This is a genomic window from Actinomyces sp. HPA0247 (assembly GCA_000411415.1).
GTDB lineage: Bacteria > Actinomycetota > Actinomycetes > Actinomycetales > Actinomycetaceae > Pauljensenia.
In genome coordinates, this window is record KE150451.1 from 419,737 (window position 1) to 445,088 (window position 25,352).

Genomic DNA, 25,352 nt, shown 5'->3' on the forward strand with positions numbered 1-25,352 from the left:
TTCACCATGACTGATGATTCACGCACTCCCCATGGGCAGGAACACCTGTCTGATGCTTTCCTCTGGCTGGTTGGCGCGCCGCTGACCGTCCTCGACGCCCTGTACCTCACCAGACTCGCACCACCCGTTGACCCAGAGCACCCCGACACACTCATCCTCTGGGCACTCGGGGTAGCCGCATGCCTCCTGTTGTCGTGGAGCCTACTCAGCTCTGTTTGTGCGCACCTTGTCCTCCTGCGCGCTACCCCTCCCATTGTGCGCCACATCGCACACACGGTGGTCACACGCTACGGCACCAGGCTCTCGCGAACGTTGCTCGCCCGTGCCGGTGCCGGAGCACTCATCGGCTCTGCGCTGGTCACCGGCGCCCCGGTGGCTGCGACGCTCGCGGCTCCGCAGGACCTCACCACCCCCGGGGTCTCACTCACCTGGGCGGATAGCCCACGCGCCACGCAGGAACCAACGCAGACAGACCCGGTCGGCTTGACGACACCCGCACCCGCGCAGGACGCACCTCCCCCACCCACGCCCCACAGGCCCAACTCGATCACGGTCGCGCCCGGCGACTCCCTCTGGTCGATTGCCGCATCCCTACACCCAGACGCGGACGACGCTTCCATCGATGCGGCGTGGCGCGCGATTCGTGAGGCGAACGCGGACATTCTCCCAGATCCAAACCTCATTCACCCCGGACAGATACTCACCCTCCCCCAGGACCTGCCATGAGCACGCAAATCGCACCCCGGCCTCGTACGGCCGAAGCACCCAGACGCCGGGGCAGCACGAGGCCGACGCCCACCCGCCCGATCCAGCCAGCCCCCTTCCGCTGGAGTCGCGACGAGGCGCTCCCCCACGGACACGCTGTCGCTGGCGCACCCCAGAGCCCACTTCACCCCGATCCGCAGCCCCTTCCCGATCCCGACCGGTGGGCGGCGACGCTCGCACGCGCGGTCGTCGAGGTCGTCACGGGAGCACGCCAGGCACCGCAGCTTCGCCGGTGGCTCCTGCCCGAGCTCTACGGCGCTCTGGCAGCCGTGCACCTGTCCCCCTGCGCGCGCGGCACACGTCCCGTCCACGTGCGCACCTGTCCGATCGACGCCGCGACCACCGAGGCAGCCGTCATCATCTCCACCGCTGCCCGAACGTACGCTCTCGCCCTGCGCCTGGAGGAATACCACGGGCGCTGGATGATGACGGCGCTGGAGCTCGCCTAGCCCATCGACGAGGCACGCCCACGGGTAAAGCAAACGGGTGAGGGGCTCCCCAGAGAACCCCTCACCCGTCTGAGCGATCAATCAGCGACGGCGACGCTTCTTGGCGGCGGCGCGACGCTCGGCGCGGTTACCGCCGGACGAGGAGGTGCCCGACGCGATGCCTTCGGCGGAACTGTAGTTCACGCGGCTCGGCGCCTTCTCCCGGCCCACGTTACCCATCACCGAGCGGGCATGAGCCACGGCCTCACGCGCGGCCTCGGAAGACGCGGACTCGGCGGCCGCAACATCCTCGACGCTCGGCTCGGAGGCCTGGGGCGAGGCGGGGGCGGACTCGGACGCGACGGACGCGGAGGCAATCGAGCCACCGGCCTGCTCCTCGGCGGAGGCCAGGGCACGCTCGAACTGCTTGGCGTAAGAGAACACCTGCTGGACGGACTCCTCACGGATGCGCTCGACCATCGCCTGGAACATCTGAGCACCCTCGTCCTTGTACTCGACGAGCGGGTCACGCTGACCCATGGCGCGCAGGCCAATGCCTTCCTTCAGGTAATCCATCTCGTAGAGGTGCTCACGCCACAGGCGATCGACCACGGAGATGACGACGCGGCGCTCAAGGGTGCGCATGGGCTCCTCGCCCAGCTGCGCCTGCGCCAGCGGGTTCGCATTCAGACGATCTTCGGTATCCGCGTACACGGCGTGGATGTCGCCGACCAGCTCGGTCACCAGGTCATCGCGCACGAGGGACGCGGCGCCACCGTGCTCCTCCAGGACCTCGTCGATCGTGACCGACGGCGGGTAGTAGCCGCGCAGGTTCTCCCACAGGGAGGGCAGATCCCACTCGTCCACGGCCTTGTCGGCGATGGCCTCATCAACCAGGCCGGTGACCAGGGACTCCATGAAGGCGCGCATCTGCGGGCCCATGTCCTCGCCCTCGAGCACCTTGCGGCGCTCACCATAGATGGTCTCGCGCTGACCCGTCATGACGTCGTCGTACTTCAGGACGTTCTTACGGATCTCGAAGTTGCGTGCCTCCACCTGGTGCTGGGCCGACGCGATCGAGCGCGACACCATGCGGTTTTCCAGCGGCATATCCTCCGGATAGGCGCCCGAGGCCATGATGCGCTGAGCCATGCCCGAGTTGAACAGGCGCATCAGGTCGTCTTCCATCGACAGGTAGAAGCGGGACTCGCCCGGGTCACCCTGACGGCCGCTTCGTCCGCGCAGCTGGTTGTCGATACGACGCGACTCGTGGCGCTCCGAACCGAGCACGTACAGGCCGCCCAGCTCGCGCACTTCCTCGCGCTCAGCCTCAACGGCGGCTTCCGCGGCCTCGAGGGCCTTGGGCCACGCCTCGCGATACTCCTCCGGGTTCTCCTTCGGATCGAGCCCCTCGGCGGCCAGGTTCGCCTGGGCGAGGAACTCCGAGTTACCGCCCAGCATGATGTCGGTACCACGGCCGGCCATGTTCGTGGCGACCGTGACCGCGCCCTTGCGACCGGCCATCGCGACGATGGCGGCTTCGCGGGCGTGCTGCTTAGCGTTGAGCACCTGGTGCGGAATGTGCTTCTTCTTGAGCATCTGGGACAGCAGCTCGGACTTTTCGACCGAGGCGGTACCGATGAGGACGGGCTGGCCGGCCTCGTGGCGCTCGACGACGTCCTCGATGATCGCGTTCAGCTTGCCCTTCTCCGTCGGATAGACGAGGTCGGGCTGGTCCTTGCGGATCATCGGCTTGTTCGTGGGGATCGGGATGACGTCGATCTTGTAGGTCGACGCGAACTCGGCAGCCTCGGTCTCAGCCGTACCCGTCATGCCCGAACGCGAACCCTCGGGGTAGAGGCGGAAGTAGTTCTGCAGCGTGATCGTGGCCAGCGTCTGGTTCTCCGCCTTGATCTCGACGCCTTCCTTGGCCTCGATCGCCTGGTGCATGCCGTCGTTGTAACGGCGGCCCGGCAAGACACGGCCCGTGTGCTCGTCGACGATGAGGACCTCGCCACCATCCACGATGTAGTCGCGGTCCTTGAAGAACAGCTCCTTGGCTCGGATCGCGTTGTTGAGGAAGCCGATCAGCGGGGTGTTCGCGGCCTCGTAGAGGTTCTCCACGCCCAGCTGATCCTCAACCTTGTCGATGCCCGGCTCCAGGATGCCGACGGTCTTCTTCTTCTCATCGACCTCGTAGTCCTCGTCGCGCTTGAGCATGCGCGCGATGCGAGCGAACTCCACGTACCAGCGGTTTAGATCGCCATCCGCGGGGCCCGAAATGATGAGGGGGGTACGGGCCTCGTCAATAAGAATCGAGTCAACCTCGTCGACGATGACGAAAGCGTGGCCACGCTGAACCATGTCCTCGGGCACCTGCGCCATGTTGTCACGCAGGTAGTCGAAGCCGAACTCGTTGTTCGTGCCGTAGGTGATGTCGCAGGCGTACATCTCGCGGCGCTCGGCCGGCGTCTGGCCCACGAGGATACAACCGCACGTCATGCCCAGGAAGTTGTACACGCGGCTCATCAGGTCCGACTGGTACTTCGCCAGGTAGTCGTTGACCGTCACGACGTGCACGCCCTTGCCGGTCAGCGCGCGCAGGTACGAGGGCATTGTGGCGACCAGGGTCTTACCTTCACCGGTCTTCATTTCCGCGATCTTGCCCTGGTGCAGGGCAATACCACCCATGACCTGCACGTGGAAGGGACGCATGCGCAGGATTCGCCACGAGGCCTCACGCACCGTCGCAAACGCCTCCACCAGGATGTCATCCAGGGTCTCGCCCTCTTCGAGGCGATCCTTGAACTCCTGAGTCTTGGCCTGCAGCTCCTCGTCGGTCAGAGCCTCAAAATCCTCCTGCAAGGCATCAACCTGCGACGCAAGCCGATCCAGCTTGCGCAGCATACGCCCTTCGCCAGCGCGAAGGATCTTGTCAATAATCGACACGAATAGCTCCTGACGTTCCTCGCCCGCCCCCTTGTAGAGCGGACAGTCAAATCCACCCATTAGTTTACGAACTAACCGCCCAAAGTGGAAACGCCCGCGCGAACATGGACGCATTTAACGCTCACAGCGCACACAGGGGCGCCCCGGGCCTCGTGCCCGGGGCGCCCCACGGTCCTTCAACCGTCAGACTGTCGTGTTCAAGCGAAGCACACCGTACGTCCACCCGTGGCGGTGGTAGACGACGCACGGCTGGTTCGTGTCCTTGTCGACGAAGAGGAAGAAGGGGTGGCCGACCATCATCATCTGATCCAGGGCCTCATCCACGCTCATCGGCGGGGCCTCGTGCACCTTCTGACGGACGATGATCGGGGTATCACCCCACTGCTCCTCGCGAGCCTCTCCGACCTTCAGGTCCTCAGCGCTGCGCAGCGGCTTGGGAGCCTCGGGTTCGGGTGCGGCAACCTCTTCGACGACGGGAGCTTCGAGGATTTCGGCTTCGGCCAGGTCGCGCGGGTACCGGCGGCGGTGGTCCTTCACGCGATCACGCAGGCGGCGCAGGCGCTCATAGAGCTTGCCGGCGGCGATGTCGACGGCCGCGTAGCGATCAGCGGACTGAGCCTCAGCGCGGATGATCGGGCCCTTACCGTAAACGGTCAGCTCAATGCGCTCGGCGGTGTCGGCCTGGCGGGGGTTACGTTCGTGAGTCAGCTCCACGTCGACGCGCTGAGCGCGGGGGTAGAACTGAGTGATCTTCGAAACCTTCTCCTCCACGTAAGCCCGGAAATTCGGGTGAATCTCGGCATTACGTGCGACGACGGTGATGTCCATGTGTTTCCTCCATGGTGTGCGGCGGGCGTCGTTGCCCGCAGGTGGGGATTGTTCGGTGCTCACTGCCCGAACCGTGGTCTGAGCTATCACCTCCCGCACTGACGTGAGGAGCGTCCCTGCTGCTCACGCTATCGAAAGTCTGTAGTCACATCATACCCCAGCCGGTGACGCACGTCATGAGATAAGGCCGGGTCGGCACAGCGTCACAACCGCCGCAAGCCCACCCAGCACACGCTCCATTTCCCGGATCGTCGCCCCCGTCGTCACCACGTCATCGACCGCCACAACGAGAACACCGCGAGGCGGGACCGCAAGCGCCCGCATCGACCCCATACGCCCCACCGTGCGCTGCGCCCCCGCTTTGCCCGACTGCGACGACGCACCAATGCGCAGTCGCACCGCATCCACCACCCGCACGCGCACGCCCACCCGCGCGCTCGCAGCCAACGCCCGAGCAACGGCGCGCGCCAGCGGCAACGCCACCTGCCTGCCCCGCAGGCGCCTCTTCCACGACGAGGGCGCAGGCACCACCCACACGTCCACCGCTCCCCCACCCACGGGCGCCCTCCCCTCACGGGAACCCCCAGCGGCAGCGGGCGACCCCGCCACGCCCAGCACCCGAGCCACGGCGGTGCCGAGGCGGGCGCCGGCCTCGTCAAGGAAATCGCTCACGTCCGTGCGCGCGGAATGTTTGGCGGTGAGCACGATGCGCCGCAGGGGACCCGCGTAATCCCCCATGGCCAGCCCGGGTAGGTCGCCGTGCGTGCCCTCGATGATCGTCGGGACCGGCTCGACCTGGGCGAGACGCCGACATGAGGGGCACAGGACCTCGTCCCAGGCGCGGCACCCCGCGCATTGGACGGGAAGGATCGCTCCGATCAAGCCCCGCGCGAGAGTGCGATGACCGCGCACGCCCACCACGGCACCTAACCCGCGTAGCGCGCGGACGAAAGCGGCTCGGGGGCGTTTTGCCACAGCGCGCCCGAGCGGATCAGGACCTGTGTCTTACCCGCCTCATCGGTGCCCGTGATGACGATCGAGGAGGAGGACGCGCCGGCGCTCATCGTTCTCACGCGGACGGGCAGTGACACGCTCGAGGGCAACCCACCGAGGGGAAGGGTGATGAGCTGATCGTCGGCGCTTCCTGCCTCGCGCACGACGAGGGCCAGACCCGTCGACGTCGTCCACGAGCCATCGATGACGGTTCCACGCTCGAGACTCACCTGGGTCAGGGATCGCACCGCCTGTGGGCGTCCCGCGGGGCCACGTTCGACGACGCCCACCCACGCACTGGAATCGTTTCCGCGAATAACGAGCGCGCGCGTCCCGTCCGGCGAGATGCGCACGGCGCGGATGTCGCCCGCACTCTCGGACTCGACACTCACGGGGAAGACGCCGTCCGCCCCACCCGCGACCGACACCGAGGCCGCCGACGTCGAGGCACCCCACACCCACCCAAAACGATCAATGGAGGGACCCAGAGGCGCAGCGCCGGGAATATAGGCAACGGATGCGCCCGCTCGCTGCGCGTACACGCCGTCGGCGCTACTCCAGGCGATGAGCGACGGATCCACCGGGGACGCCGTCGGAGAGGAAGCCCCCGACACCGAGGCGAGCATCGTCACCGCCGTACCCGAGACGATCCCCACCCCATCCGGCCCGGCACCGACGAGAGTGTCGAGGGAATAGGTGGGCGCAGCAGGAGGAGTGGGCGCGTCCAGGGTCTCGCCGGACAGCGACACGCTCACCTGGGACACATCTGCCGCCTGGGTGAGCGTACGCGTCAGCTCCCATGCGAGGCTCTCGCGGCCGCCCTCGCTCGCGGGCATGACGGCATTGAGTTCGACGTGCGCGACTCCATCACTAACATCGACGCCGTGGGAGGGGATCGTCGTGCCTGCAGGAATAGCGTTCGCCGTGACGGGAGCGAGGGCCTGGCTGGGCCCAGCGACGAGGCCGGCCAGCAGGTACGAGGCGAGGCGACGCGAAGGATACCACCGAGGATCCGCGACCAGGTCGGAGCCGTCCTGGGTCGGAAAGTAGAGGTTGACGAGCGAGTACGAGGCCGTGAACGCCGCGCGACTCATGAGGACCATGTTGTCCGGCGCGTTGATGCGCCACTGTCCGTCTTCGCGCACCAGTGTGAACGTGTGCGATGCCGTCGACGCATCGACGCGCGTGAGCACGCCGGACGAATCAACGCTGGCCACGCCGAGCACCGAGACCGTCACATCGACCTGCGAGGCTGTCTCGGAGCCGGCGGTGATGGCGGGCGTGGTGTCGGTGTCATAGAGAAGAATCTCCGTGTCCGGCTGCCAGGTGCGAGCGGAGGAAGCACTCAGGAAGAGGCGGGCGGTCGCAAAGTCGTCCTGCGGCCCGGCCGCACACGCCAGGAGAAAATCATTGACAAGCGTCGCAGCATCGGACCCGTCAGAGGGGCCCTCCGCCGAGAACTGAACGCCGCTGCCGTCACGGGAGGACACGTCGAAGGGAGCCGGAGCCGACGACCGGGGCAGGGACGTACAGCCCGCGAGAATCAGGCATGCGAGCGCAGCGAGGACGAGGGGGCGTTTCATTCGGCCTCCCACAGGGCGAGGGGACGGCTGGCGATCTCCTCGCCGGCTCGCTTGGGCAGTGTCATGAGGAAGGAAGCTCCCTTTCCGGGCTCGCCGTATGCCTGCAGGCGCCCGCCGTGGATGGCGACGTCTTCCGTCGCGATCGCGAGGCCGAGGCCGGTGCCTCCGGTCGTGCGCGCTCGAGCGGTGTCCGCACGGTAGAAGCGATCGAAAACGTGGTCAGCGACCTCCTGGGTCATTCCCACACCACGATCGCGCACGCGGCAGGCCACGTCCGTCTCAGTGGCCGCCACGGTGATCGTCACGGTCGTGCCGTCCGCGTGCTCGATCGCGTTGACAACGAGGTTGCGGATCACGCGTTCAATGCGGCGCTCATCGATCTCTGCACCAGCTCGCACCGGAGCCACGATCTCAACCGTGACGCCCTGGCGCTGCGCGAGATCGGCGCACGCTTCGACGACGCGTGTCACGATGGGGCGCAGGTCGCGTTCCTCTGCATCCAGCAGCGCGCTCGCGGCGTCGTATCGCGAGATTTCCAGCAGGTCGGCGAGCATCTGCTCCATGCGTTCGGTCTGGTCATGCAGGAGCTCCGCGGAGCGGCGTGCGTGGGCGGGCAGCTCGTCGCGGTTATCCCACACGACGTCCTCGGCCATGCGGATCGTCGTCAGCGGCGTGCGCAGCTCGTGAGACACGTCGGAGACGAAGCGCTGCTGGAGCTTCGCGAGCTCGTCGTAGCGCGAGATGGTGTCCTGCAGCGAGGACGTCATAGCGTTGAATGCTCGCCCCAAGTCCGCCATCTCATCATCGCCGCGCACATCAACGCGCACGTCCAGGTCGCCCTCGGAGGCCTTCGTCGCCGCCTGGGCCGTCACGCGCACGGGCAGGAGCAGGCGATGGAGGAGCGCAAATACGCCGATCGGCAGGGCGACGATGACCGGCAGGGAGGACAGGAGCAGAACCCGCAGAACGACATCGACCTGAGCTTGGTCGGCGGACAGCGAATACAGAATGTAGAGCTCGTGCGTGCCCGCTCGGGGCAGCTGAACCTGGGTGCCGACGAGGATCCCCGGCTCTTCCTTCTTGCCGTCGCTCGACCGGATGGCCACCGACTGCCACTGCGCCCCTCCCCCGGCAACCGCCGCGCGCATCTGCGCCGTCACGAGACCACGCATCTGCTCATCCTCAATCTGGTTGATGCGCAGCGAGGCCGCGGTGCCTTCGGAGCGCAGCAGCGCCACATTGGTCGCGCCCGCGCCTGCAGCCGAGGCCTTGAGCGAAGCCAGCGCCCCACGCGCGGACTCCTGCACCTGCGCGGGAGACGAGGCCGTCGACGACGAAAAGACAGACTGAGCCGAGGAGAACCGAAGGGACGCGTCGGCCAAGATCGCATCCCTGCGCGTCTCGAACATGGACGTGCGCAGCTGGGAGGCGATGATGACGCCCGAGACGAGAACAATCACGAGGACCGCGAGCGTAATCGCAACCGCGAGCCGAGCCGACAGGGAGTGACGGATGCGGCGGGCGAGGTGCGAGGACGCAAGGAATGCCCACGGCCTCGACGACGTAATGGCGCCCACGAGGCGCTTGAGCGCGTCCCTACGCTCCCGCGCCTGCACGGTATCCCACCCCGCGGACGGTCACAACGAGCTCGGGGCGCTCCGGGTCACGCTCGATCTTCGAGCGCAGACGCTGCACGTGCACATTCACCAGCCTCGTGTCCGCCGCGTGACGGTAGCCCCACACCTGTTCGAGGAGCTCCTCACGCGAGAAAACCTTCCAAGGCGCGCGAGCCAGCGTCACCAAGAGGTCGAATTCGAGGGGCGTCAGAGCGATGACATGCCCGTCTCGCTTCACGACGTGACCGGCCACGTCAATAGACAGGTCCTGCAACGTGAGCCCCTCGTCCACCTGAGCGTCCTCGCGTCCGCGCAAACGGGCACGCACGCGGGCCACGAGCTCCTTGGGTTTGAAAGGCTTGGGCACGTAGTCGTCAGCTCCGGCCTCCAGTCCCGTGACAACGTCAGACGTGTCGGAACGAGCGGTCAACATAACGATCGGTGCATCCGAGATACGTCGAATCGCACGACACACGTCAAAACCGTCCATGCCCGGCAGCATCACGTCCAGCAGGACGAGGTCGGGGTGGCTCTCTTGGAATTGAGCCAGCGCCTGGGATCCATCGGCGCAAAAGACGACGTCGAAGCCCTCATTGTGAAGGACAATACCGATCATCTCGGCCAGGGCGACGTCGTCGTCGACGACGAGGATGCGCGAACTCATGTCACGATAGTGTCACGAAATCGTCACGAACGCAGAAGACTCGCGCATCAATGACCCAATTTCTGCCCTGGACAAGGTTTCACGCGACGGCCGCGTATGGCAGGATTGGTGACAGACCGACACCATCAACATGGAGGCACGAATGAGCACCCCGTGGACCGCTCCCGACTCGTCGAACCCGTATCAGCCCACCGGGGCACAGCCAGGGGCAGCGGGCGGCCAGGCGTATGGCTCTCAATCCTCCTACGGTGGTCAGCCCGGATACGGTGGCCAGAACAACTACGGTGGCCAGCCGGGCTACGGTGGCCAGCCGGGATACGGCGGTCAGCCCGGATACGGTGGCCAGCCCGGATACGGCGGTCAACCCGGATACGGCGGTCAACCCGGATACGGCGGCCAGCCCGGATACGGCGGCCAACCCGGATACGGCGGACAGCAAGCATACGGTGGCCAGCAGGGTTATGCCTCGCAGCCCGGCGCCTCCGGCTACAGCGTGAACACCAACCAGTGGGGATGGGAAGCCAAGCCCGGCATCATCCCCCTGCGCCCGCTCACGATCGGTGACCTGATGAGCGGTTCGTTTGCCGCGATCCGTCAGAATCCGAAGATTCTCTTCGGATTCACCATGGCGGTCATGGCGGTCGTCTCCCTCATCTCCATGGTGACTGCATTCCTCCCAACCGCGCTCGGGTCGGTGGCCGATTCAAACGACCCTCAGGCGCAGCTGGCGGGGACGGAGGATTTGGCTGTCCTGCTGCTGACCAGCCTGGCATCTCAGGGTGTGCAGACACTGTCGATGGTTGCGGGCACCACCATCATCATGGGCATGCTGGCGACCACGGTGTCGCAGATGATGATTGGCAACAAGGTGACCCTCTCGCAGGCCTGGGCGATGACGCAGCCTCGTCTGGGCGCCTTGATCGGCACGTTCATCGTGACCGGCATTGTCACGATGCTCCCGGTGATCATCTGGGGCCTCCTCATGATCGCATTCTTCTTCGTCTACGCCGCCGACGACTCGACCGGTGGGGTCCTCCTGGGCATTGGTCTCTTCCTTTTCATCCCCGTCGTCGCCAGCGTCTACTTCCTGAGCATCAAGTTCGCTTTCGCTTCCGTCATCACGGTGCTTGAGGAGATCGGACCGATCGCGTCCTTGAAGCGTTCGTGGAACCTGATCAAGGGCTACTTCTGGCCGACGCTTGGGCGAATCTTCCTCGTCTCGTTCATCGCCGGTTTCGTCGCCGGTTTCATCGGAGGTTTCATCGCCGGCATCACGGGAGTCACCGCGTTCGCCATGGCCGATAATGAGACCGGTTCGATGATTCTTATCGCGATCACAACGGGTCTGACGACCCTCGCCAGCGGCCTCGTCACGCCGCTCACTGCCACCTATGAGACGCTCATGTACGCGGACCTGCGTATCCGTAAGGAGAACTTCGCGGCGGTCCTCATGCAGGCGAGCGTCCAGCCTCAGTGAGTCCCATGCTCAGCTGTGAGGTTCCGCTGACGCCCGACCAGGGCGAGGCTCGTGACTGGCTCCTCAAAGAGCTTGCCAAGGGCGAATACGGCGAGATCCGTGGCCCAATCGTCGGCTTCGTCAAGAATTTGATCGACGATTTCTTCGAGCTCCTGTCGTGGAAGGGACAGGGCGCCCCACCGATCTCGCTGATCCTGGCGATTCTGGCGATCATTGTGATCGCGGCCCTGGTCATTGTGCTCATCCTCAACCCGATTCGTCTGGCGAGACGGCGCAAGTCGGGCGCTGTCTTCGAGGAGGAGACCAGCGCGCCGCAGGTTCAGGCGTCCTTCGACGAGGCCGTGGCCGCTCAGGATTGGAACCTGGCGTACGTGTGGGCCTACCGTCTCATGGTTCTGGGCCTCGATGACCACGACATCGTCTCCTCGACTCCGGGCCTGACCGCCCGCGAGGCCGCCGACGCGGCGACCCGGGTCGCCCCCGGCCTGGCCCCGCAGCTGTCCGCATACGCCGAGTCCTTCGACAAGGTTCGCTACGGTCGTGCCGCGGTCTCGCGCGACGAGGTGGACGCGCTGCGTTCCTTTACTCCGGTCCTCCTCGACCTGTGTAGCCACGCGAAGGACGAGTCATGAAGTCCCGGCAGGTCGCGATCGTCACTCCCACGGCGCGTGAGCGTTTCTCGGCGGCGCGTCCGATGCTCCTGCTCATTGCGGTCACGGTGATTGCCCTGATCGGTTCGGCCTTCCTCAGCCAGATGGGGTACAACAACGCGCCCGTTGGCATTCGCAATAAGCATGGTGATGGCGCCCGCGCGCTCGCTCAGGTGCTCGGCGACCACGGGGTGTCCGTGCGCGAAGTCGGAGCGAAGGGCGCATCCGAGGTGGGCGACGATACGACCCTCGTCGTCATTTTTCCCGCGCGGATGAGCGATTCTATCGCCAAGGCGGTCGAGACTCGGGCGAACGTCGTCTACGTCGGACTCGAGGAAGAATACGATTCGTCTGCTCCCTACCTCGACGGTCTTCGCGCGAAGCGTGACTGGCACAGCTCACGTGTCGTGACGGCCAGGTGCAACTCCGAAACGGCGGCGCGCGCGCAGTCGCTGACGTCCTCCGCCTACGCGGTCGGTGGCAGCGCAAGCAGCGCAAACGGCTGGGCACTGTGCTTCCCCGGGGAAGACGACACCTACGCATACGCCGAGAAGGCCGAATCAGGGCATTTCCGCGCGATCATTCCCGATTCGCTGCGCCTGCGAAACCGCGCGATCACCGACGAGGGCAACGCGGCCCTCGCCATCAACGCGATCGGGCGCACCTCCAAGGTCGCCTGGTATTCGCCACAGAAGACGGATAGCCTCGGCCACGGGAAAGACGACAGCGCCGAGGCCCCGTACCTCGCACCCGCTTTCCTCCTCACGATCGGGGCGTGCCTGATTGCCGCGATCGCCCGAGGCAGGCGCCTGGGCCCCCTGACGCCGGAGAAACTCCCCATTGAGGTTCCCGCCTCCGAAACCGTCATCGGTAAGGCCCGTCTCATGCGCTCTCAGCGGGCGTACGAGCACGCCGCCACGGCGCTGCGTAGCGCCAGCGCCACACGCATCGCGACCGCACTGGGTGTCGCCCACACTGGCGACCGCGAAGCTCTGATCCGTGCGATTGAGCAACGAGGCCTGCTCACGTCGCGCTCGACCGCCCTCTTGTGGGGTCCTGCCCCCACGTCCGAGAAGGAACTGATCCGCCTCGCCCACGACCTCGACGCTCTCGAAAAGGAGATCCGCCATGACTAGCCCGATTCCCGGCCCCTCGTCCAACGGCGTGCCCCAGCCCGGCCCCGCTCCCGAGGGCGCACCCCAGCAGGTTCCGGCGCCCTCGGCGGCTCCGGGCGTCTACGCGCCCCAGGGTGAGGTGCCCGCGCAGGGCGCCCCGGCCTCGTACGTGCCAAATGCCCCCGCTCCTCAGGGCACGCCCCAGGGGGCTCCGCAGCAGGCCACCTCCTACTCGGCGCCCACCGGCGAAGGGTGGTCGGGGCGTTCGCTCAGCGAGAGCGAGCGGCGCACGCAGGAATCCCTCCTGGCTCTCAAGGCCGAGATCGGTAAAGCCGTCGTCGGCCAGGATGGCGCGATCACCGGCCTAATCGTTGCCCTTGTCGCCGGCGGTCACGCGCTGCTGGAGGGTGTGCCCGGCGTCGCGAAGACGCTGCTCGTGCGCACCCTCGCCCGCGCCCTCGACGTCGACATGGCGCGTATCCAGTTCACCCCCGACCTCATGCCCGCGGACATCACGGGTTCCATGGTGTGGGATGCGGGCCATTCCGAGTTTGTGTTCCGCGAGGGTCCTGTTTTCACGAACCTGCTGCTCGCCGACGAAATTAACCGCACTCCCCCCAAGACCCAGTCCGCGTTGCTGGAATCGATGGAGGAGCACACGGTGTCGATCGACGGTGCCACGCGCACGCTTCCGGATCCCTTCATGGTTATCGCCACCCAGAACCCGGTCGAGTACGAAGGCACCTACCCGCTGCCGGAAGCCCAGCTGGACCGTTTCCTCCTCAAGCTTGAGCTCCCCCTGCCCTCGCGCGAGGCCGAGATCGACATCATCGCCCGCCACCAGGCCGGCTTCAACCCAATGTCTCTGGCCGAGGCCGGCATCCAGCCCGTGGCGGGTGCCGCCGACATTCATGCGGCACACGAGGCTGCCTCACGCATCGAGGTCGCGCCCGCAGTCATGGCCTACCTCGTGGACCTGTGCCGCGCGACGCGTACATCCGCCGCCGTGCGTGTGGGTGTCTCTCCGCGTGGCGCGACCGCGCTGCTGCGCACCTCTCGCGTGTGGGCGTTCCTGCAGGGACGAGGCTTCGTCACCCCCGACGACGTCAAGACGATGGCCCCCGTGACCCTCGCTCACCGACTGGGTCTGCGCGCCGAGGCCAACCTGGAAGGCGTGGACGCCACCGACGTCATCACCGGCGTCCTCGCGGCCACCCCCGTTCCTCGCTGAGGTTCCCCGTGGCGATTTCGGCGCGCAGCGCGCTCCTCGTCCTGGTGGGCCTGATCCCGCTCGCTTTCGCCCCATCCCGCGGCTTCGCGTGGATGTGGTGCGGCATTGTCGTGCTCGTCTGTCTGCTGGATGCCCTCGCCGCCCCCTCGCCGCGCACTCTGCGCATGAGCCGCGAGGTCACCGGCCCGATCCGCGCCGACCAGAGCACCGAGGCCTCGCTGCGCCTGACGAACACGACCAAGCGCCACATGGTTCTGGACGTGCGCGACGCGTGGCCTCCGTCCCTGCGTCAGTCGCCGTCCTTCCGGCGTGTGCGCGTGCTCCCAAAGTCCGCGGAGAAGGTCACGACGCTCCTGTCCCCCACCAGGCGAGGAACACGACACGCGGACGTCGTCACGGTTCGTTCCTGGGGCCCCCTGCACCTCGGCGCACGCCAGGTCTCGATCAGCGCACCCCTGACCCTGTCGGTGCTGCCGGAGTTTAAGGCGCGGGTACTTCTCCCCTCGCGCTTGGCCCGCCTCCACGAACTCGAAGGCACAACGCCGACGACGCTGCGCGGCGCAGGCACCGAGTTCGACTCGCTGCGCGCGTACGTCGTGGGAGATGACCCCCGCGACATCGACTGGCGCGCGTCCGCCCGCTCCACCGAGCTCATGGTGCGCCAGTGGCGTCCCGAACGCGACCGCCACGTCGTCATCGTCGTGGACTGCGGTCGCGCGTCCTCCGCGCTGCTCGGCGCCCCCGAGAACGAGGAAGTTGACTCGATCGCGCTGGGCCGCGCGCCACGCCTGGATTCCTCGATCGAAACCACCCTGCTCCTGGCAGCATTGGCCGATCGCGCGGGCGACAAGGTCCACGTCATCGCCGTCGATTCACGCGTGCGTGCCCGCGTCTCCGGCGTGCGCGGGGCCAAGATCATCGAGACGCTCGCGCACGTGTTCACGGACTTGAATCCGCGCCTGGATGTCACCGACTGGTCGAGGGCAGCTGACGCCGTCGAAGAGACAGTGCGCCACTCGGCATTCGTCGTCATCGCCACGAAGATCCCGCCCGCCGGACTGGAAACCGAGTTCACCGACGCCCTGGCACGCCTGACGAAGCGCCATACGGTACTCGTCGCATCGGCGACCGACCCCGACGAGATTCGTGCCCGCAATGGGCGCGAGGACGCTGACGCGGTATTCCTGGCGGCCTCGGCAGCACTCGCCGAGCGTTCCGATGCTGCAGGCGCCGCGGACGTGCGCCTCGCGGGTGCCCTCACGCTGCAGGCCTCGGCGGGTCTGCTGCCCGCCCGCACGGCCGACCGCTACATCGAGTTGAAGAAGAGCGGACGCCTGTAAGCCCGCGAGCGCGGTGTCAGCCCGCCACCGGCTGGTAGTAGCCCGCGTCGATACCGACGTCGGCGTCCTGGCCCGCCTGCTGCGCCCTGCGCCCAAGGATCAGCGTGTACGCCCACACAGCTGCGGTCATCAGCACCCCGAGGGCGATCTTGACGGCGTCGGGCAGCTCCGAGGGCGTGACGAAGCCTTCGAGAACACCCGAGCCCGCGAGGAGGATGGCGCAGCCCGCTGCCACCGTCATAGAGCTACGCGCGGCCACGCCCACCGCTTGGTAGCGCGTCGCGGCGCCGGGGACGAGGAGCGCCCAGAAGACCCTCAGGCCCGCTGCGATCGAGATGAAGACGGCGGTCAGTTCGGGCAGTCCGTGCGGCAGGATGAAACGGAAGAAGTGCCAGGGCCCCGCGTAGACGGTCACAACAGCTCCGGCCACCCCCACGTTCGTCGCGTTGGTCCACAGGATCTTCAGCGGGTACACGCCGGTCACGCCCGTCACCACGCCCTGCAGAGCAATCCACGCGTTGTTCGCCCAGACGGAGAGCCCAAACTCCGCATTCGTGTCCTGGTGGTAGTACTCGACGAAGTCACTGTTCGCGTATTGGCGCAGCTGCTCGGGCGTCCCCAGCTGGTTCATCGCCTCCGGGTGGGTGACCAGGTAGTGGCCCTCAATGAGAGCGAGCACGATGGACACGACCATGACGCCCACCGTCACCCATCGAATCTGATAGAGGGCGTAGGGCAACGACACCTTGAAAAAGCGTGCAATCACGGTTCCGTTGATGCCCGCCGTTCCCGCTAAGCGCCCACGAGCTGCCGACAGGATACGCGAGAGCTCCGCAATGACGTCGGGATCGGGACTGGTCGTACGCACGCGCGCCAGGTCGGTGGTGGCAGACCGGTAGAGCCGGTCGAGCTCGTCGATCTGCTCGCCTGTCAGAGAGCGGGTACGCGTCAGTTCCTCGAGGCGTTTCCACTCCGTTTTTCCGCTCACCCGCAGCACATCGATGTCCATTGGACTAGCGTGTCATACATGAGCGCGCAACGCAGTCAATCACGCGTCATTCAAGACGACTATGTCCGCACGGGTGAAGCCGTCTCCCTTGACGTCACCCCTGCCTCGCCCCCCGAACGCTTCGCCGCAGCAGTCATCGACGGCACGACGTACCTGGGGGCGGCGCTCCTCGTTTTCATCAGCGCCGCACGTACCTGGTCGAACGACTCTGCCTCTCTCGTGCGCGTCTTCATGATCGGCTTGCTCGCCTCGGTCATGTTTTTCGTCCCCTTCGTGGTCGAAATCGCCACGAAAGGCCGTTCGCTCGGCAAATGGGCGCTCAACCTGCGGGTCGTACGCGACGACGGCGGCGCGATCACCGCTCGCCACAGCGCTGTACGCGTCGGCGTGGGAATCCTGGAAAACTGGCTGACGTCGGGCGGCCTCGCATTCCTCACCGAACTCGTCAACAAGAAGGGCAAGCGTCTGGGGGATATCGCGGCGGGGACGATGGTGTGCTCCCAGGGAGAATCGGTCTTCTACCCTCCCCTGGTGATGCCTCCCGGGCTCGAGGAGTGGGCGGCCTCGGCGACGATCCTGCCCCTCGACGATGCTCTCGCGGCCGAGGCTCGCGCGTTCCTGGGAGCAAACCGCTCCATCGATACGAAGCTGCGCGGGCAGGTCGCGACTTCCCTCGCTGAGCGTCTCGTGAAGCGCGTTCAGACGCCTCTGCCGCCGGGACTGCACCCGGAGATCGTGATTGCGGCCATTCTCGTGGCCCGCCGTGATCGCGAGTGGGAGCGCGAGTGTGAGCGTCGTGCGCGCGGCAAGGCGCGATTCCACGAGGCGACGCAGCCTCGCTTCGGCCTGTAGGGGTTAGTCCTCGGAGTCCGCCTCAGAGCCGTCAACCACCGTGAACTGCGCACGCCTGCGCGCGTACGGGCTCGAGGGGTCGAGCGGGCTCGACGTGTCGGGGCTTCCCACGGAGCGCGCGGGGCCAAACGGACCGGTGTGAGGCCTGCGAGCGCCGGGAGCGGGAGTCGGCTCAGCCTGCGCCTCCTGAGCGACGCGACGCACGGCGTCAACGAGCGCGGCGAGGTCATCTCCGGAGGGCGGAGCCGGTTCGAAATTGGTCGCCAGACGGACAACCTGCCAGCCCAGCGGCGCGGTGAGATTCTGCGCGTGTTCCTCGCACAGGTCATACGAGTTGGGATCCGCGACGGTCGCAAGGGGGCCGACAACGACGGTTGAATCTCGGTAATCGTAGGTGAGGGTGGCGACGGCGGCGGTCGAGCAGCCGGGTTTGGAGCAGTGGCGTTGGGCAATCACGTCCCTAAGAGTACGACACTCTGTGCGCCGATGGCCCACTCCCGCGCGCCATGTGCCTACCCTGAGGGGGTGTTTTCCACGCGCCGCCACATCTCGAGCCGCAACCGCCACGGTCGCGGTCCTCGCGGTCCCCTCTTTTTCCCGGGAACACCGGCGTGGAGGACGCGGCGCGAGGACTTCGATCTGATGGTGCGCGAACTCGTCACTGAGCTCATTCGTCGCTGGCCTCAGGTGTCCACGATCGAATTCGCCGTGGAGGATGTTCCGCCGTCAGATCCGGCCCCCTGGGAGTCTCACAGCGTCGTTGTCGCACGCATTTTCCCGGCCGATCGTCGTCGCGGTCTGAGGGACCGGATCGTGGTCTACCGCCTGCCGATCACGCTGCGCTGCCCGCCCGAGGAAGTCGCCGTCATGACGCGCAGGGTCCTCATCGAGAGGATCAGTCACATTCTGGCGCTGCCGCCGGACGAGATCGACGACGCGATGCGCTGATTAGTTGGCGGTGCGGATGGCGCCGGTGACAGCGCTAATGCCCTCCGTGCCCACGTTCCACGTGGTGCTCATGCGCCCCACTGCGGTGTCGGCGGTGATGACCAGGGCTGCCTGGATCGGAGTATCCGCGCTGATGGTGCTCGCGCTGTCCGGAAGACTGACGAGGGTGGGGACTCCCGGAGCGACGTAGATCATTCGGTTTCCCACGCGCACCGGAACAGCTCCCGGGGTCGAGGCGGAGGTACCGCTCGACTGCGCATCGCGTGATTCACCCGATTGGGAGGCTCCGGACTGCGAGGTGACGGGAGAGGGCGACGCCCAGATGTCAGGGGTGGCGCTCGGACCGGGCGCAGCGGACTGCGCGTTATCCCCCTGGCTCGCGGTTGCAGCGCCAGCAGCATCGGCGGGCGCGTACAGGAGGAGGCTCGCGGACGAGGCGTTCACGCCGGAGTCGGTGGCAATCGATGTGGCACGAAGGGGGGTCGAGGAGAGCACGGAGGTGGTCATCGTCGTCAACTGGCTAGCGCCGGGAACCGAGGCCTCGGTGAACGTCGTCGCGGGGCTCGCGTTGGAACGCATGATCCAGGCGCTGAGACGCTCGGCCCAGGGGGCGCCGACGGTGATCGTCGTCGTCTGTGCCACGACCTCGCGATCCGAGGTGACGACGAGCGCGATCGGAGTAGCGTCGCTGGACGCGCCATCGAGTGGCATCTCAAGGGTGGTCCCCTCGGCGACGGTCGCTTGACCGCCGGAGAGCGGGTGTACGCCCGTCGAATCGGCGACGGAGACGCTCACGTGGGCATCACCCGAGGGCGACACGAGGCGCAGGAGCGACGTGCCCTTGGGATCCACTCCCAGGATCGTCTGCGAGGTCGCGGGCACGACTGCGGAGGCGAGCGTGGTCCCCTGGGGGATCTCACCGTTCATCAGGGAGGCCTGCACCCAGGCGGCGACGCCTCCCCCGTCTGCACGGACGTGGAGGGCGAGGGAGTTCTCGTCCGGGAACCATCCCGCGAGGAGCACCGACACCGAAGAGGACGCAGGAACGGTAACCTGGCGCGGCGCGGTATTGAGGGGGCCTGAGGCCCCGTATCCGTCAATGCTGACGACCGAGGCCGTGGGGCCGGGGTTGGAGAGGATGAGAACCATGTCGGCGCCGGAGGTGGTGGCGCCGGTCGCGATCCACTGCGAGGTGCGTGGCGCCGCGCATCCGACGGCACTCAGGCCCGCGAGTTCGCCTCCCCCCTGGCCGGCAAGGGTGAGGGCCGTGGGGATGACTCCCCCATTGCCCGTGATGGACGCGGGCGCCGGGCTCGTGGGGGCGGATGCGAGCGAGGACCAGGTGGAACCGGCCGCAACGCTGGTCGTCTCGAAAGGATCGACGATGCCCGAGGGACACGCGAGGTGCACCTGTGACGGGTGGGCGCTCTGCGCCGTCCCGTCGACTCTGCTCGGGGAGGCACCGACCCACACGGAGGCAGAGGCCATGGCCGCCACGGCGATCCCCGCGCCCACGAGGGTCGTCAGGGAACTGATGCGGGGCTTTGTCATCTCTTCCTCCACGCGGATAGGGCGCTGGCGAGGGCAACGACCAGGCACGCACCCGCGGCGATGCGCCACGGAATGATCCACCACGCGCTGTACGTGAGCGTCAGGTGCCCAGCGGTGGGCATGTCGAATGCCTGCGACCATCCGTCGGAGGCAGCAACGGGGGTCAGCGCCACCCCATCGACCCACGCATGCCATCCAGAGTCGGCGCGCTCGGCCAGGACGAGGGTGCCTGCGGCGTCCACGTCGCCGTCGACACGCAGCTGCGAGGAACCAACCGGAGTTGTCACCCCGCTGGCTGACTCGACGCGCACGCGTGCCGGTGTCAGCCCACCTGGACGCACGCGCCAGACGGTGCCGGACGTCGTGTCGCCGACCTTCTCGAGTCCTTCGGCGCGGTCGAGTCCGGAGGTCAGGGCGGCGGAGCCGCTCGCACCGAGGGGAACGAGGATCGTGTCGACGCCGTGCGCGGCCAGCGTCTGCACGGTCGCGTCGTCCGGATAGACGACCAGGGTATAGGCGGCCTGAGCGAGTGAGGCAGTGGCCGGGTCGCTCACGCTACCGGTGGCGGCACCGGAGCGCGCCTCGGCGAGCACGAGGGCGCGAACGGCGGGGTTCGAGGCCGTGAGTGACGCTCCGTTTCCTCGCCAGAGCGTGGCGTTGACTGTGTCGTTCGTCGGGTCGCCATCGAGGACGAGGATGCGTCCGGCGCGCGGCGAGCGCTGCGCCTGCGAGGCGACGGCGGAGACGATGGGCGAGGAGAGCGCCGACACAGTGTCACGCTGGGACATCGTGAAGGTCGGAATGTCGTCAGGGTTGGATCGACCAGCGACGGCGGCCACGCTCGCGGCGGACGCAGATCCGGCAATCGCGACGGCGATGAGGGCGCCCAGGGCTCGCAGCGCGAAGGGCCGGGAGGCGTCCCACGCGGCGGCGTCAGCGGCGGCATCGGCACGAACGAGGTGACCCGAGCAGGACAGGACGACCAGGATCATGAAGGCGAGGGACAGGGCGGGCGAGGCCCACGCCGAGGCCACGGACGCGCCGGACATACCAACGCCGATGTGCGAGGCTCCCCACGCGAGAGCGGAGGCGATGAGAGCCCACCCGTATGCAATGCTGACGGCGCGCGAACGCGCGCGCAGGAGGGCGATTGTCCCGAAGAGCGCGGCGCCGCCGCCGATGATTCCGAGCGCCACGGCCTCGAGCATGCTCGACGGGGCCGCGGGCATACCGAGGGCCGCCATCCACGAGGGCGCGCGGGTGTATGCGTGCACTCCCCCGCTCGTCGAGGCAAGGGCGGGCCACGCCGCGGGGCGCGCGAGGATGGAGACGTAGGTGGGCACGAGAAGCGTCAGAGCGGGCAGCGCCACGAGGAGGCGGCGCCGGGACCGCCACGCGAGCGCGAGTGCGCCAACAGGCAGCAGCCACGGGGCGCAGCACGACAGAACAACGAGCGCAAGCGCCGCGCACCCCGCGTTCACTCCGCGGGGCTGCAGGGGTGCGGCCTCAACGCCGGATGCACCGGCCACGTACAGAGGCCGGGGCATCCCGAGGCAGAACGCCGCGAAGACGGGCAAGGCGATGTGGGCGAGAACGCCCGCGAGGACACCATGGGTCGCGCTCAGGAGGAGTGCGGGGGCGAATGCCCACGCCAGCGACGCCAGGAAGCGCACGCGCAGCGACGTGGCGAGTGAGCGGCTCGGAATCCATGCGATGACGGCCGCGATCGGGCTCGACGCCACGAGCAGGAAAGTCGCGAATGCCCCGGGGGTAATGCCGAGCGGCGCGACGGGGGCACTCAGGAGGGCAAGCAGAATCGTCAGGGGGTCCGCGCCACCGGCATAGCCGTCTCCACCGGGCACCCACGCGGCCCACGCGGCGTTCCACAGCTCGGTCCAGGTCGCGGGCAGCGACACCCATGCTCCGCCGACGAGGCCTGCGGAGGTTCCCCACCACTGCGCGCCAGCAATCAGAGACGTCACGATCGCGAGCCCCAGGCCGACGGAGGCAGAACGAAGTCGGTAGCGCCGCATCGAAGCGACGATGAGCGGATCGATGCGCTCGCCGTTCTCGTCCTCATCCACGCCGGCCGGTTCCTTGCGCAGCGAGGCGGGTGCCGTCTCGAGGCCACGCAGGGCGGATCGGGGAACGGAACGGGACTGAGCGGCGCGGGCGCGACCGGCGAGCAGGCGCGGGGTCGCTGCCATCAATGAGACGAGGGCGCCGATTTCGGGCAGCGCCAGGGACGCCCGCCCCGTGAGGATACGTCCCAGCGCGCGCGCCGGACTCCACACGAGGAGCCACAGGGCCAGGAAGGGCAGGACGAGGGTCGGCACGGCCTTGCACCAGTTGTACATCTGGGCGTAGCGGCGCTTGCGGAAGGATCCGTCGGTCGCGGCGTTCCCGTCGATAATCGCGTCGGACACGTCGCCCGTCGGTTCGCTGCGATCCGACTCTGGCCCGGAGTCGAGGCCCGAGTACAGGGAGACGCGGGCGTGACGCACGCGCGCCTTGGGCGCGACGATGACGCGGTACCCCGCGAGGTGGAGCCTGCGCCCCAGGTCCAGCCCGTCGCCGAAGGGGCCGAGAGCGGTGTCGAATCCGCCGACGGCCTCGTAGGCCTCGGCGCTGATGAAGAGCCCGGCGGTGCCGACGCCGAGGACATCGCTCGTTCCGTCGTACTGCCCCTGGTCGATGTCGTCGTCGCCGACGCGTTCGAGCCGTCGGGCGCTCGCCGTGGCGAAAATACCCAGTTCGAGGAGTCGGCTCCCGTCCCAGCTCATCTGCTTGACGCCGACGGCGCCAACGGTCTTGCCGACGGTGGCCGCCTGAATGAGTTCATCGAGACACTCGGGTTCGGGGGCCGAGTCCTCGTGAAGGATCCACCACCAGTGTTCCGAGGTGAAAGCGGCTCCCTGTGCGCGCGCACGCTTGATTGCATCGCCCAGGTTGCGGGCGCGGCCAACGCGAACGAGCTGCGCTCCCTCGGGAACACGTTCGGACGGGAAGGGGGTGACGTGGCGACCTGCGACGTCAATGATGGTCAACGAGTGCGGGGCCATCGATTGATTCTCGATGGCCCGCAGGACGGACTGAGTGAGCGGCGCCTCTCCCCTCGTGACGAGGATCGCGCCGACGGAGCGCTGCGAGGGGCTCAACCGGCCATACGGCGCAGGCGCCGCCTCTCGCGCTCAGACATGCCACCCCAGATGCCAAAGCGCTCATCGTTTGCCAGCGCGTACTCCAGGCAGTCCTCGCGCACCTGGCAGGCCTGACAAACAGCCTTGGCCTCGCGGGTGGAGCCGCCCTTCTCGGGGAAGAAAGCTTCCGGATCCGTCTGTGCACACAGCGCGTGCTGCTGCCACGCAAGGGGACCGTCAATGCGGGCGTACAGCGCCGCGTCGGCGTCCTCGGACCACTCCAGGGGTCCGTCACCGAAGATGTTCCACATTGCGGGAGCTCCTTATAACGAATCGATCAATACGAGAATTACACGCGTGTCATTGCAGGAAGTCAAGCGGTTTCGCGATATTGAGACCTTTCCCGTAGCACTTGACCCAACGGTAAAACAGTGCCTGTTTTCAAGGACTTCACAGTTACTAAGTACTTGGAACACATAGGACCTTCGATATACTTGAAACCATGAACAATACGTCCTCAGAAACTATGAGCAGGCTCACCCACTGTATCACAGCGATTAACGAATGGTCAGGGCCAGCGCTCACCCAATACGGCCAGGAGCGAGTTGAACTGGGAGGACCCGTGGTCAGCAGGTGGCTATCGAAGATCGCGAACTACCTGACAAACGAACTCGCCACCGATCTGTTCGGCACAGGCGAACCGACACCGACTCGCATCTACACGACTCTTCAACCCTGGCAGGACACCCTCTGGCAGATCGCCGCGCGAGCGATGGGATGGGAGCTCCTCGATACACGACGCCCACTGCCCGGCGACCTTTTCGTCACGAATATTCTCGGCTCCGAAGCCTTTGACGCAATCGACGCTGGAGCACATGTACTCGCCCAGCCCGCACAGTACCTGTCCTTCGCATGGGACGGCCCCTTAGGCGGGGCGCTCGACGGCCTCGCGGAGATCGCCACGCAGCCGGACGCCCTCATCGTCGACACTCCCCCGCTGCTCATGCAGGCCCGGGACGAGGCATTGGCGGGCTCTCACCCGTCAGCCCCGGTGCGCGGTCGCCGCGTCGCGCTGCTGTGGGACGTGCGAACGGGCGCGGGACAGGTGCTCGATCAGTGGATGCAGGGACGTTCGGTCGTCATCATTGATCCGCGCGAGGTCTCCCCTGACAAGTTGGCGCAGATCCTCGCGACGGAGGACGCGGACGGCGGGCTCGTCACCTACCAGAGGTAGTCATCACCACACGCCCAGAACGCGGGCGGCCGCGAGCTTGAGACCCTCCACGGGGTCGCGGCGGATCTGCCGCCAGCGCAGGGCGAATCGCAGCCTTGACAGCGCGTCTTGCCCCTCAAGCTCGCCCAGGATGGCGCGCAGCTGGCGCGCGCGGCGCTCATCGAAACTGCCTACCTTCTGGGCGGCGCGGGCCGTCAGGATGAACTGCTTGCGGTAGAAGCCATTGCGCAGCTTGGCCATGCGGGCATCGCGTGCGCCGGAACCGGAGTTCGCGCCCTGCACGTTGCCGCCGTGCTGGCGATACTCGAGGGTCGGCTCCTCGCCAATGACCCACGTCAGGCCGATCGACCGCGCCAGCGCATAGACGTACCAGTCGTGCACGCCGATGTCGCTGTAGTCGAGGTCGTTCAAGACGCGTACGAGGGTCTCGTGGGCCTTCGGACTGAAGATGTAGGTCGAGCCAGGTCCCGCGGCCTCGAAGAGGAAGTCCCATGCGCGCTGGGGCTGCGATTTGCGAATGAGGCGCCGCTCCCCCACCCCGCCGCCGGGCAGCGATTGGAATGAGGTGACGTTCGAGGACACGACGTCGGCCCCGCGCGCAGCCATGAGAGCCAGCTGAGAACTCAGCTTGTCCTCGTGCCAGACATCGTCCTGGTCGGTGAAGGCGACGTAGGAGCCGTCGGGGGTGTGCGTCGTGAAAAGATGCAGGAAATTGCCCGTCACGCCGGGAGTACCGTCACGCTGGGGCAGGACCATGATCCGAGGGTCGGCGGCCGCACGCTCCTGAAGGTGCGCGCGCGTCCCGTCGCTCGACGCGTCGTCGGACACGACGAGGCGGACCTCCACGCCCGCCTGGGCGAGCACGGAGTCCACCTGTTCGTCGAGCCACGCCCCGCCCTCGGCCATCCCGTTGTAGGTGGCCATGAGGACGGTGACGCGGGGGCGAGGCGCGGCCTCGTCTCGGGTCACGTCAGCCAAG

The 25,352-nt window shown here is 67.1% G+C and carries 22 protein-coding genes; 10 read left to right on the forward strand and 12 right to left on the reverse strand.

The annotated features are described in order from the left end of the window. Nucleotides 1-6: 6 nt before the first annotated feature. A complete protein-coding gene (locus HMPREF1478_RS06950) occupies nucleotides 7-726 on the forward strand; it encodes a LysM peptidoglycan-binding domain-containing protein (protein WP_016461371.1) in 720 nt (239 codons plus the stop codon). Next, on the forward strand, nucleotides 723-1,214 hold the full coding sequence (locus HMPREF1478_RS10875; RefSeq protein WP_016461372.1) for an Rv3235 family protein: 492 nt from the start codon (nucleotides 723-725) through the stop codon (nucleotides 1,212-1,214). The genes HMPREF1478_RS06950 and HMPREF1478_RS10875 overlap by 4 nt, the downstream gene beginning before the upstream one ends. Before the next feature lie 81 nt (nucleotides 1,215-1,295). On the opposite strand, the gene secA is transcribed toward HMPREF1478_RS10875, so the two are convergent. The 6 genes from secA to mtrA all read right to left on the reverse strand — a co-directional run bounded on the left by secA (nucleotide 1,296) and on the right by mtrA (nucleotide 9,826). Beyond that, nucleotides 1,296-4,142: a preprotein translocase subunit SecA gene (gene secA / locus HMPREF1478_RS06960; protein WP_034475350.1), complete on the reverse strand. Its 2,847-nt coding sequence runs from the start codon at nucleotides 4,140-4,142 to the stop codon at nucleotides 1,296-1,298. A 183-nt stretch (nucleotides 4,143-4,325) separates the two neighbouring features. Beyond that, a complete protein-coding gene (hpf, locus tag HMPREF1478_RS06965; RefSeq protein WP_016461374.1) occupies nucleotides 4,326-4,970 on the reverse strand; it encodes a ribosome hibernation-promoting factor, HPF/YfiA family in 645 nt (214 codons plus the stop codon). Nucleotides 4,971-5,144: 174 nt separating this feature from the next. Beyond that, on the reverse strand, nucleotides 5,145-5,882 hold the full coding sequence (locus tag HMPREF1478_RS06970; RefSeq protein ID WP_232207445.1) for a competence protein ComF: 738 nt from the start codon (nucleotides 5,880-5,882) through the stop codon (nucleotides 5,145-5,147). Nucleotides 5,883-5,896: 14 nt separating this feature from the next. Beyond that, complete coding sequence (locus HMPREF1478_RS06975) at nucleotides 5,897-7,546, reverse strand: LpqB family beta-propeller domain-containing protein (protein WP_016461376.1); 1,650 nt, start codon at nucleotides 7,544-7,546, stop codon at nucleotides 5,897-5,899. Then, on the reverse strand, nucleotides 7,543-9,162 hold the full coding sequence (gene mtrB, locus HMPREF1478_RS06980; RefSeq protein WP_016461377.1) for an MtrAB system histidine kinase MtrB: 1,620 nt from the start codon (nucleotides 9,160-9,162) through the stop codon (nucleotides 7,543-7,545). Before mtrB ends, HMPREF1478_RS06975 begins: the two co-directional genes overlap by 4 nt. Next, nucleotides 9,143-9,826: an MtrAB system response regulator MtrA gene (gene mtrA / locus HMPREF1478_RS06985; RefSeq protein ID WP_016461378.1), complete on the reverse strand. Its 684-nt coding sequence runs from the start codon at nucleotides 9,824-9,826 to the stop codon at nucleotides 9,143-9,145. The genes mtrB and mtrA overlap by 20 nt, the downstream gene beginning before the upstream one ends. Nucleotides 9,827-9,968: 142 nt before the next feature. Between mtrA and HMPREF1478_RS06990 the strand changes: the two genes are divergently transcribed. From HMPREF1478_RS06990 to HMPREF1478_RS07010, 5 genes are read left to right on the forward strand one after another with little or no spacing between them, the layout of a single operon-like run. Then, nucleotides 9,969-11,303, forward strand: coding sequence for a DUF7847 domain-containing protein (locus tag HMPREF1478_RS06990; RefSeq protein WP_016461379.1), 1,335 nt, complete (start codon nucleotides 9,969-9,971; stop codon nucleotides 11,301-11,303). Between the two features lie 5 nt (nucleotides 11,304-11,308). Then, nucleotides 11,309-11,935, forward strand: coding sequence for a DUF4129 domain-containing protein (locus HMPREF1478_RS06995; protein WP_016461380.1), 627 nt, complete (start codon nucleotides 11,309-11,311; stop codon nucleotides 11,933-11,935). Then, nucleotides 11,932-13,089 carry a DUF4350 domain-containing protein gene (locus HMPREF1478_RS07000; RefSeq protein ID WP_016461381.1) on the forward strand — a complete coding sequence of 386 codons (1,158 nt, stop codon included), beginning with the start codon at nucleotides 11,932-11,934 and terminating at the stop codon, nucleotides 13,087-13,089. The genes HMPREF1478_RS06995 and HMPREF1478_RS07000 overlap by 4 nt, the downstream gene beginning before the upstream one ends. Further along, the gene (locus HMPREF1478_RS07005) at nucleotides 13,082-14,299 is read left to right on the forward strand and encodes an AAA family ATPase (protein WP_016461382.1); all 1,218 of its coding nucleotides are present in this window, start codon (nucleotides 13,082-13,084) and stop codon (nucleotides 14,297-14,299) included. Before HMPREF1478_RS07000 ends, HMPREF1478_RS07005 begins: the two co-directional genes overlap by 8 nt. 8 nt (nucleotides 14,300-14,307) lie before the next feature. Next, complete coding sequence (locus tag HMPREF1478_RS07010; RefSeq protein WP_016461383.1) at nucleotides 14,308-15,639, forward strand: DUF58 domain-containing protein; 1,332 nt, start codon at nucleotides 14,308-14,310, stop codon at nucleotides 15,637-15,639. Between the two features lie 16 nt (nucleotides 15,640-15,655). On the opposite strand, the gene HMPREF1478_RS07015 is transcribed toward HMPREF1478_RS07010, so the two are convergent. After that, nucleotides 15,656-16,648: a stage II sporulation protein M gene (locus HMPREF1478_RS07015; protein WP_034475354.1), complete on the reverse strand. Its 993-nt coding sequence runs from the start codon at nucleotides 16,646-16,648 to the stop codon at nucleotides 15,656-15,658. Between the two features lie 18 nt (nucleotides 16,649-16,666). Between HMPREF1478_RS07015 and HMPREF1478_RS07020 the strand changes: the two genes are divergently transcribed. Continuing rightward, nucleotides 16,667-17,500: an RDD family protein gene (locus HMPREF1478_RS07020; RefSeq protein ID WP_034475479.1), complete on the forward strand. Its 834-nt coding sequence runs from the start codon at nucleotides 16,667-16,669 to the stop codon at nucleotides 17,498-17,500. Between the two features lie 3 nt (nucleotides 17,501-17,503). Here HMPREF1478_RS07020 and HMPREF1478_RS07025 read toward each other — a convergent pair whose 3' ends face one another. Next, the gene (locus HMPREF1478_RS07025) at nucleotides 17,504-17,956 is read right to left on the reverse strand and encodes a DUF3499 domain-containing protein (RefSeq protein WP_016461386.1); all 453 of its coding nucleotides are present in this window, start codon (nucleotides 17,954-17,956) and stop codon (nucleotides 17,504-17,506) included. Nucleotides 17,957-18,142: 186 nt separating this feature from the next. On the opposite strand from HMPREF1478_RS07025, the gene HMPREF1478_RS07030 reads away from it, so the two are divergent. Continuing rightward, nucleotides 18,143-18,448: a metallopeptidase family protein gene (locus HMPREF1478_RS07030; RefSeq protein ID WP_016461387.1), complete on the forward strand. Its 306-nt coding sequence runs from the start codon at nucleotides 18,143-18,145 to the stop codon at nucleotides 18,446-18,448. Here HMPREF1478_RS07030 and HMPREF1478_RS07035 read toward each other — a convergent pair whose 3' ends face one another. From HMPREF1478_RS07035 to HMPREF1478_RS07045, 3 genes are read right to left on the reverse strand one after another with little or no spacing between them, the layout of a single operon-like run. Next, nucleotides 18,449-19,999 (reverse strand): DUF5719 family protein, encoded by a 1,551-nt coding sequence (locus HMPREF1478_RS07035; RefSeq protein WP_016461388.1) that lies wholly within the window; start codon nucleotides 19,997-19,999, stop codon nucleotides 18,449-18,451. It lies immediately after the preceding gene. After that, nucleotides 19,996-23,157, reverse strand: coding sequence for a glycosyltransferase family 2 protein (locus HMPREF1478_RS07040; RefSeq protein ID WP_016461389.1), 3,162 nt, complete (start codon nucleotides 23,155-23,157; stop codon nucleotides 19,996-19,998). Before HMPREF1478_RS07040 ends, HMPREF1478_RS07035 begins: the two co-directional genes overlap by 4 nt. After that, nucleotides 23,154-23,450: a WhiB family transcriptional regulator gene (locus HMPREF1478_RS07045; RefSeq protein ID WP_016461390.1), complete on the reverse strand. Its 297-nt coding sequence runs from the start codon at nucleotides 23,448-23,450 to the stop codon at nucleotides 23,154-23,156. Before HMPREF1478_RS07045 ends, HMPREF1478_RS07040 begins: the two co-directional genes overlap by 4 nt. Nucleotides 23,451-23,761: 311 nt before the next feature. Here HMPREF1478_RS07045 and HMPREF1478_RS07050 point away from each other — a divergent pair, with 311 nt between their 5' ends. After that, nucleotides 23,762-24,373: a hypothetical protein gene (locus HMPREF1478_RS07050; RefSeq protein ID WP_016461391.1), complete on the forward strand. Its 612-nt coding sequence runs from the start codon at nucleotides 23,762-23,764 to the stop codon at nucleotides 24,371-24,373. Between the two features lie 3 nt (nucleotides 24,374-24,376). On the opposite strand, the gene HMPREF1478_RS07055 is transcribed toward HMPREF1478_RS07050, so the two are convergent. Continuing rightward, nucleotides 24,377-25,351, reverse strand: coding sequence for a glycosyltransferase (locus tag HMPREF1478_RS07055; RefSeq protein ID WP_016461392.1), 975 nt, complete (start codon nucleotides 25,349-25,351; stop codon nucleotides 24,377-24,379). Nucleotide 25,352 lies beyond the last annotated feature (1 nt).

Bases quoted from the DNA above. Each gene is read 5' to 3' on its own strand.
- HMPREF1478_RS07020 (WP_034475479.1), top strand. From the start codon at position 16,667: ATGAGCGCGCAACGCAGTCAATCACGCGTCATTCAAGACGACTATGTC.
- HMPREF1478_RS07000 (WP_016461381.1), top strand. From the start codon at position 11,932: ATGAAGTCCCGGCAGGTCGCGATCGTCACTCCCACGGCGCGTGAGCGT.
- HMPREF1478_RS06990 (WP_016461379.1), top strand. From the start codon at position 9,969: ATGAGCACCCCGTGGACCGCTCCCGACTCGTCGAACCCGTATCAGCCC.
- HMPREF1478_RS06995 (WP_016461380.1), top strand. From the start codon at position 11,309: ATGCTCAGCTGTGAGGTTCCGCTGACGCCCGACCAGGGCGAGGCTCGT.
- HMPREF1478_RS07045 (WP_016461390.1), bottom strand. From the start codon at position 23,450: ATGTGGAACATCTTCGGTGACGGACCCCTGGAGTGGTCCGAGGACGCC.
- HMPREF1478_RS07015 (WP_034475354.1), bottom strand. From the start codon at position 16,648: ATGGACATCGATGTGCTGCGGGTGAGCGGAAAAACGGAGTGGAAACGC.
- HMPREF1478_RS06975 (WP_016461376.1), bottom strand. From the start codon at position 7,546: ATGAAACGCCCCCTCGTCCTCGCTGCGCTCGCATGCCTGATTCTCGCG.
- hpf (WP_016461374.1), bottom strand. From the start codon at position 4,970: ATGGACATCACCGTCGTCGCACGTAATGCCGAGATTCACCCGAATTTC.
- HMPREF1478_RS07030 (WP_016461387.1), top strand. From the start codon at position 18,143: ATGGTGCGCGAACTCGTCACTGAGCTCATTCGTCGCTGGCCTCAGGTG.
- HMPREF1478_RS07005 (WP_016461382.1), top strand. From the start codon at position 13,082: ATGACTAGCCCGATTCCCGGCCCCTCGTCCAACGGCGTGCCCCAGCCC.
- HMPREF1478_RS10875 (WP_016461372.1), top strand. From the start codon at position 723: ATGAGCACGCAAATCGCACCCCGGCCTCGTACGGCCGAAGCACCCAGA.
- mtrA (WP_016461378.1), bottom strand. From the start codon at position 9,826: ATGAGTTCGCGCATCCTCGTCGTCGACGACGACGTCGCCCTGGCCGAG.
- HMPREF1478_RS06950 (WP_016461371.1), top strand. From the start codon at position 7: ATGACTGATGATTCACGCACTCCCCATGGGCAGGAACACCTGTCTGAT.
- HMPREF1478_RS07035 (WP_016461388.1), bottom strand. From the start codon at position 19,999: ATGACAAAGCCCCGCATCAGTTCCCTGACGACCCTCGTGGGCGCGGGG.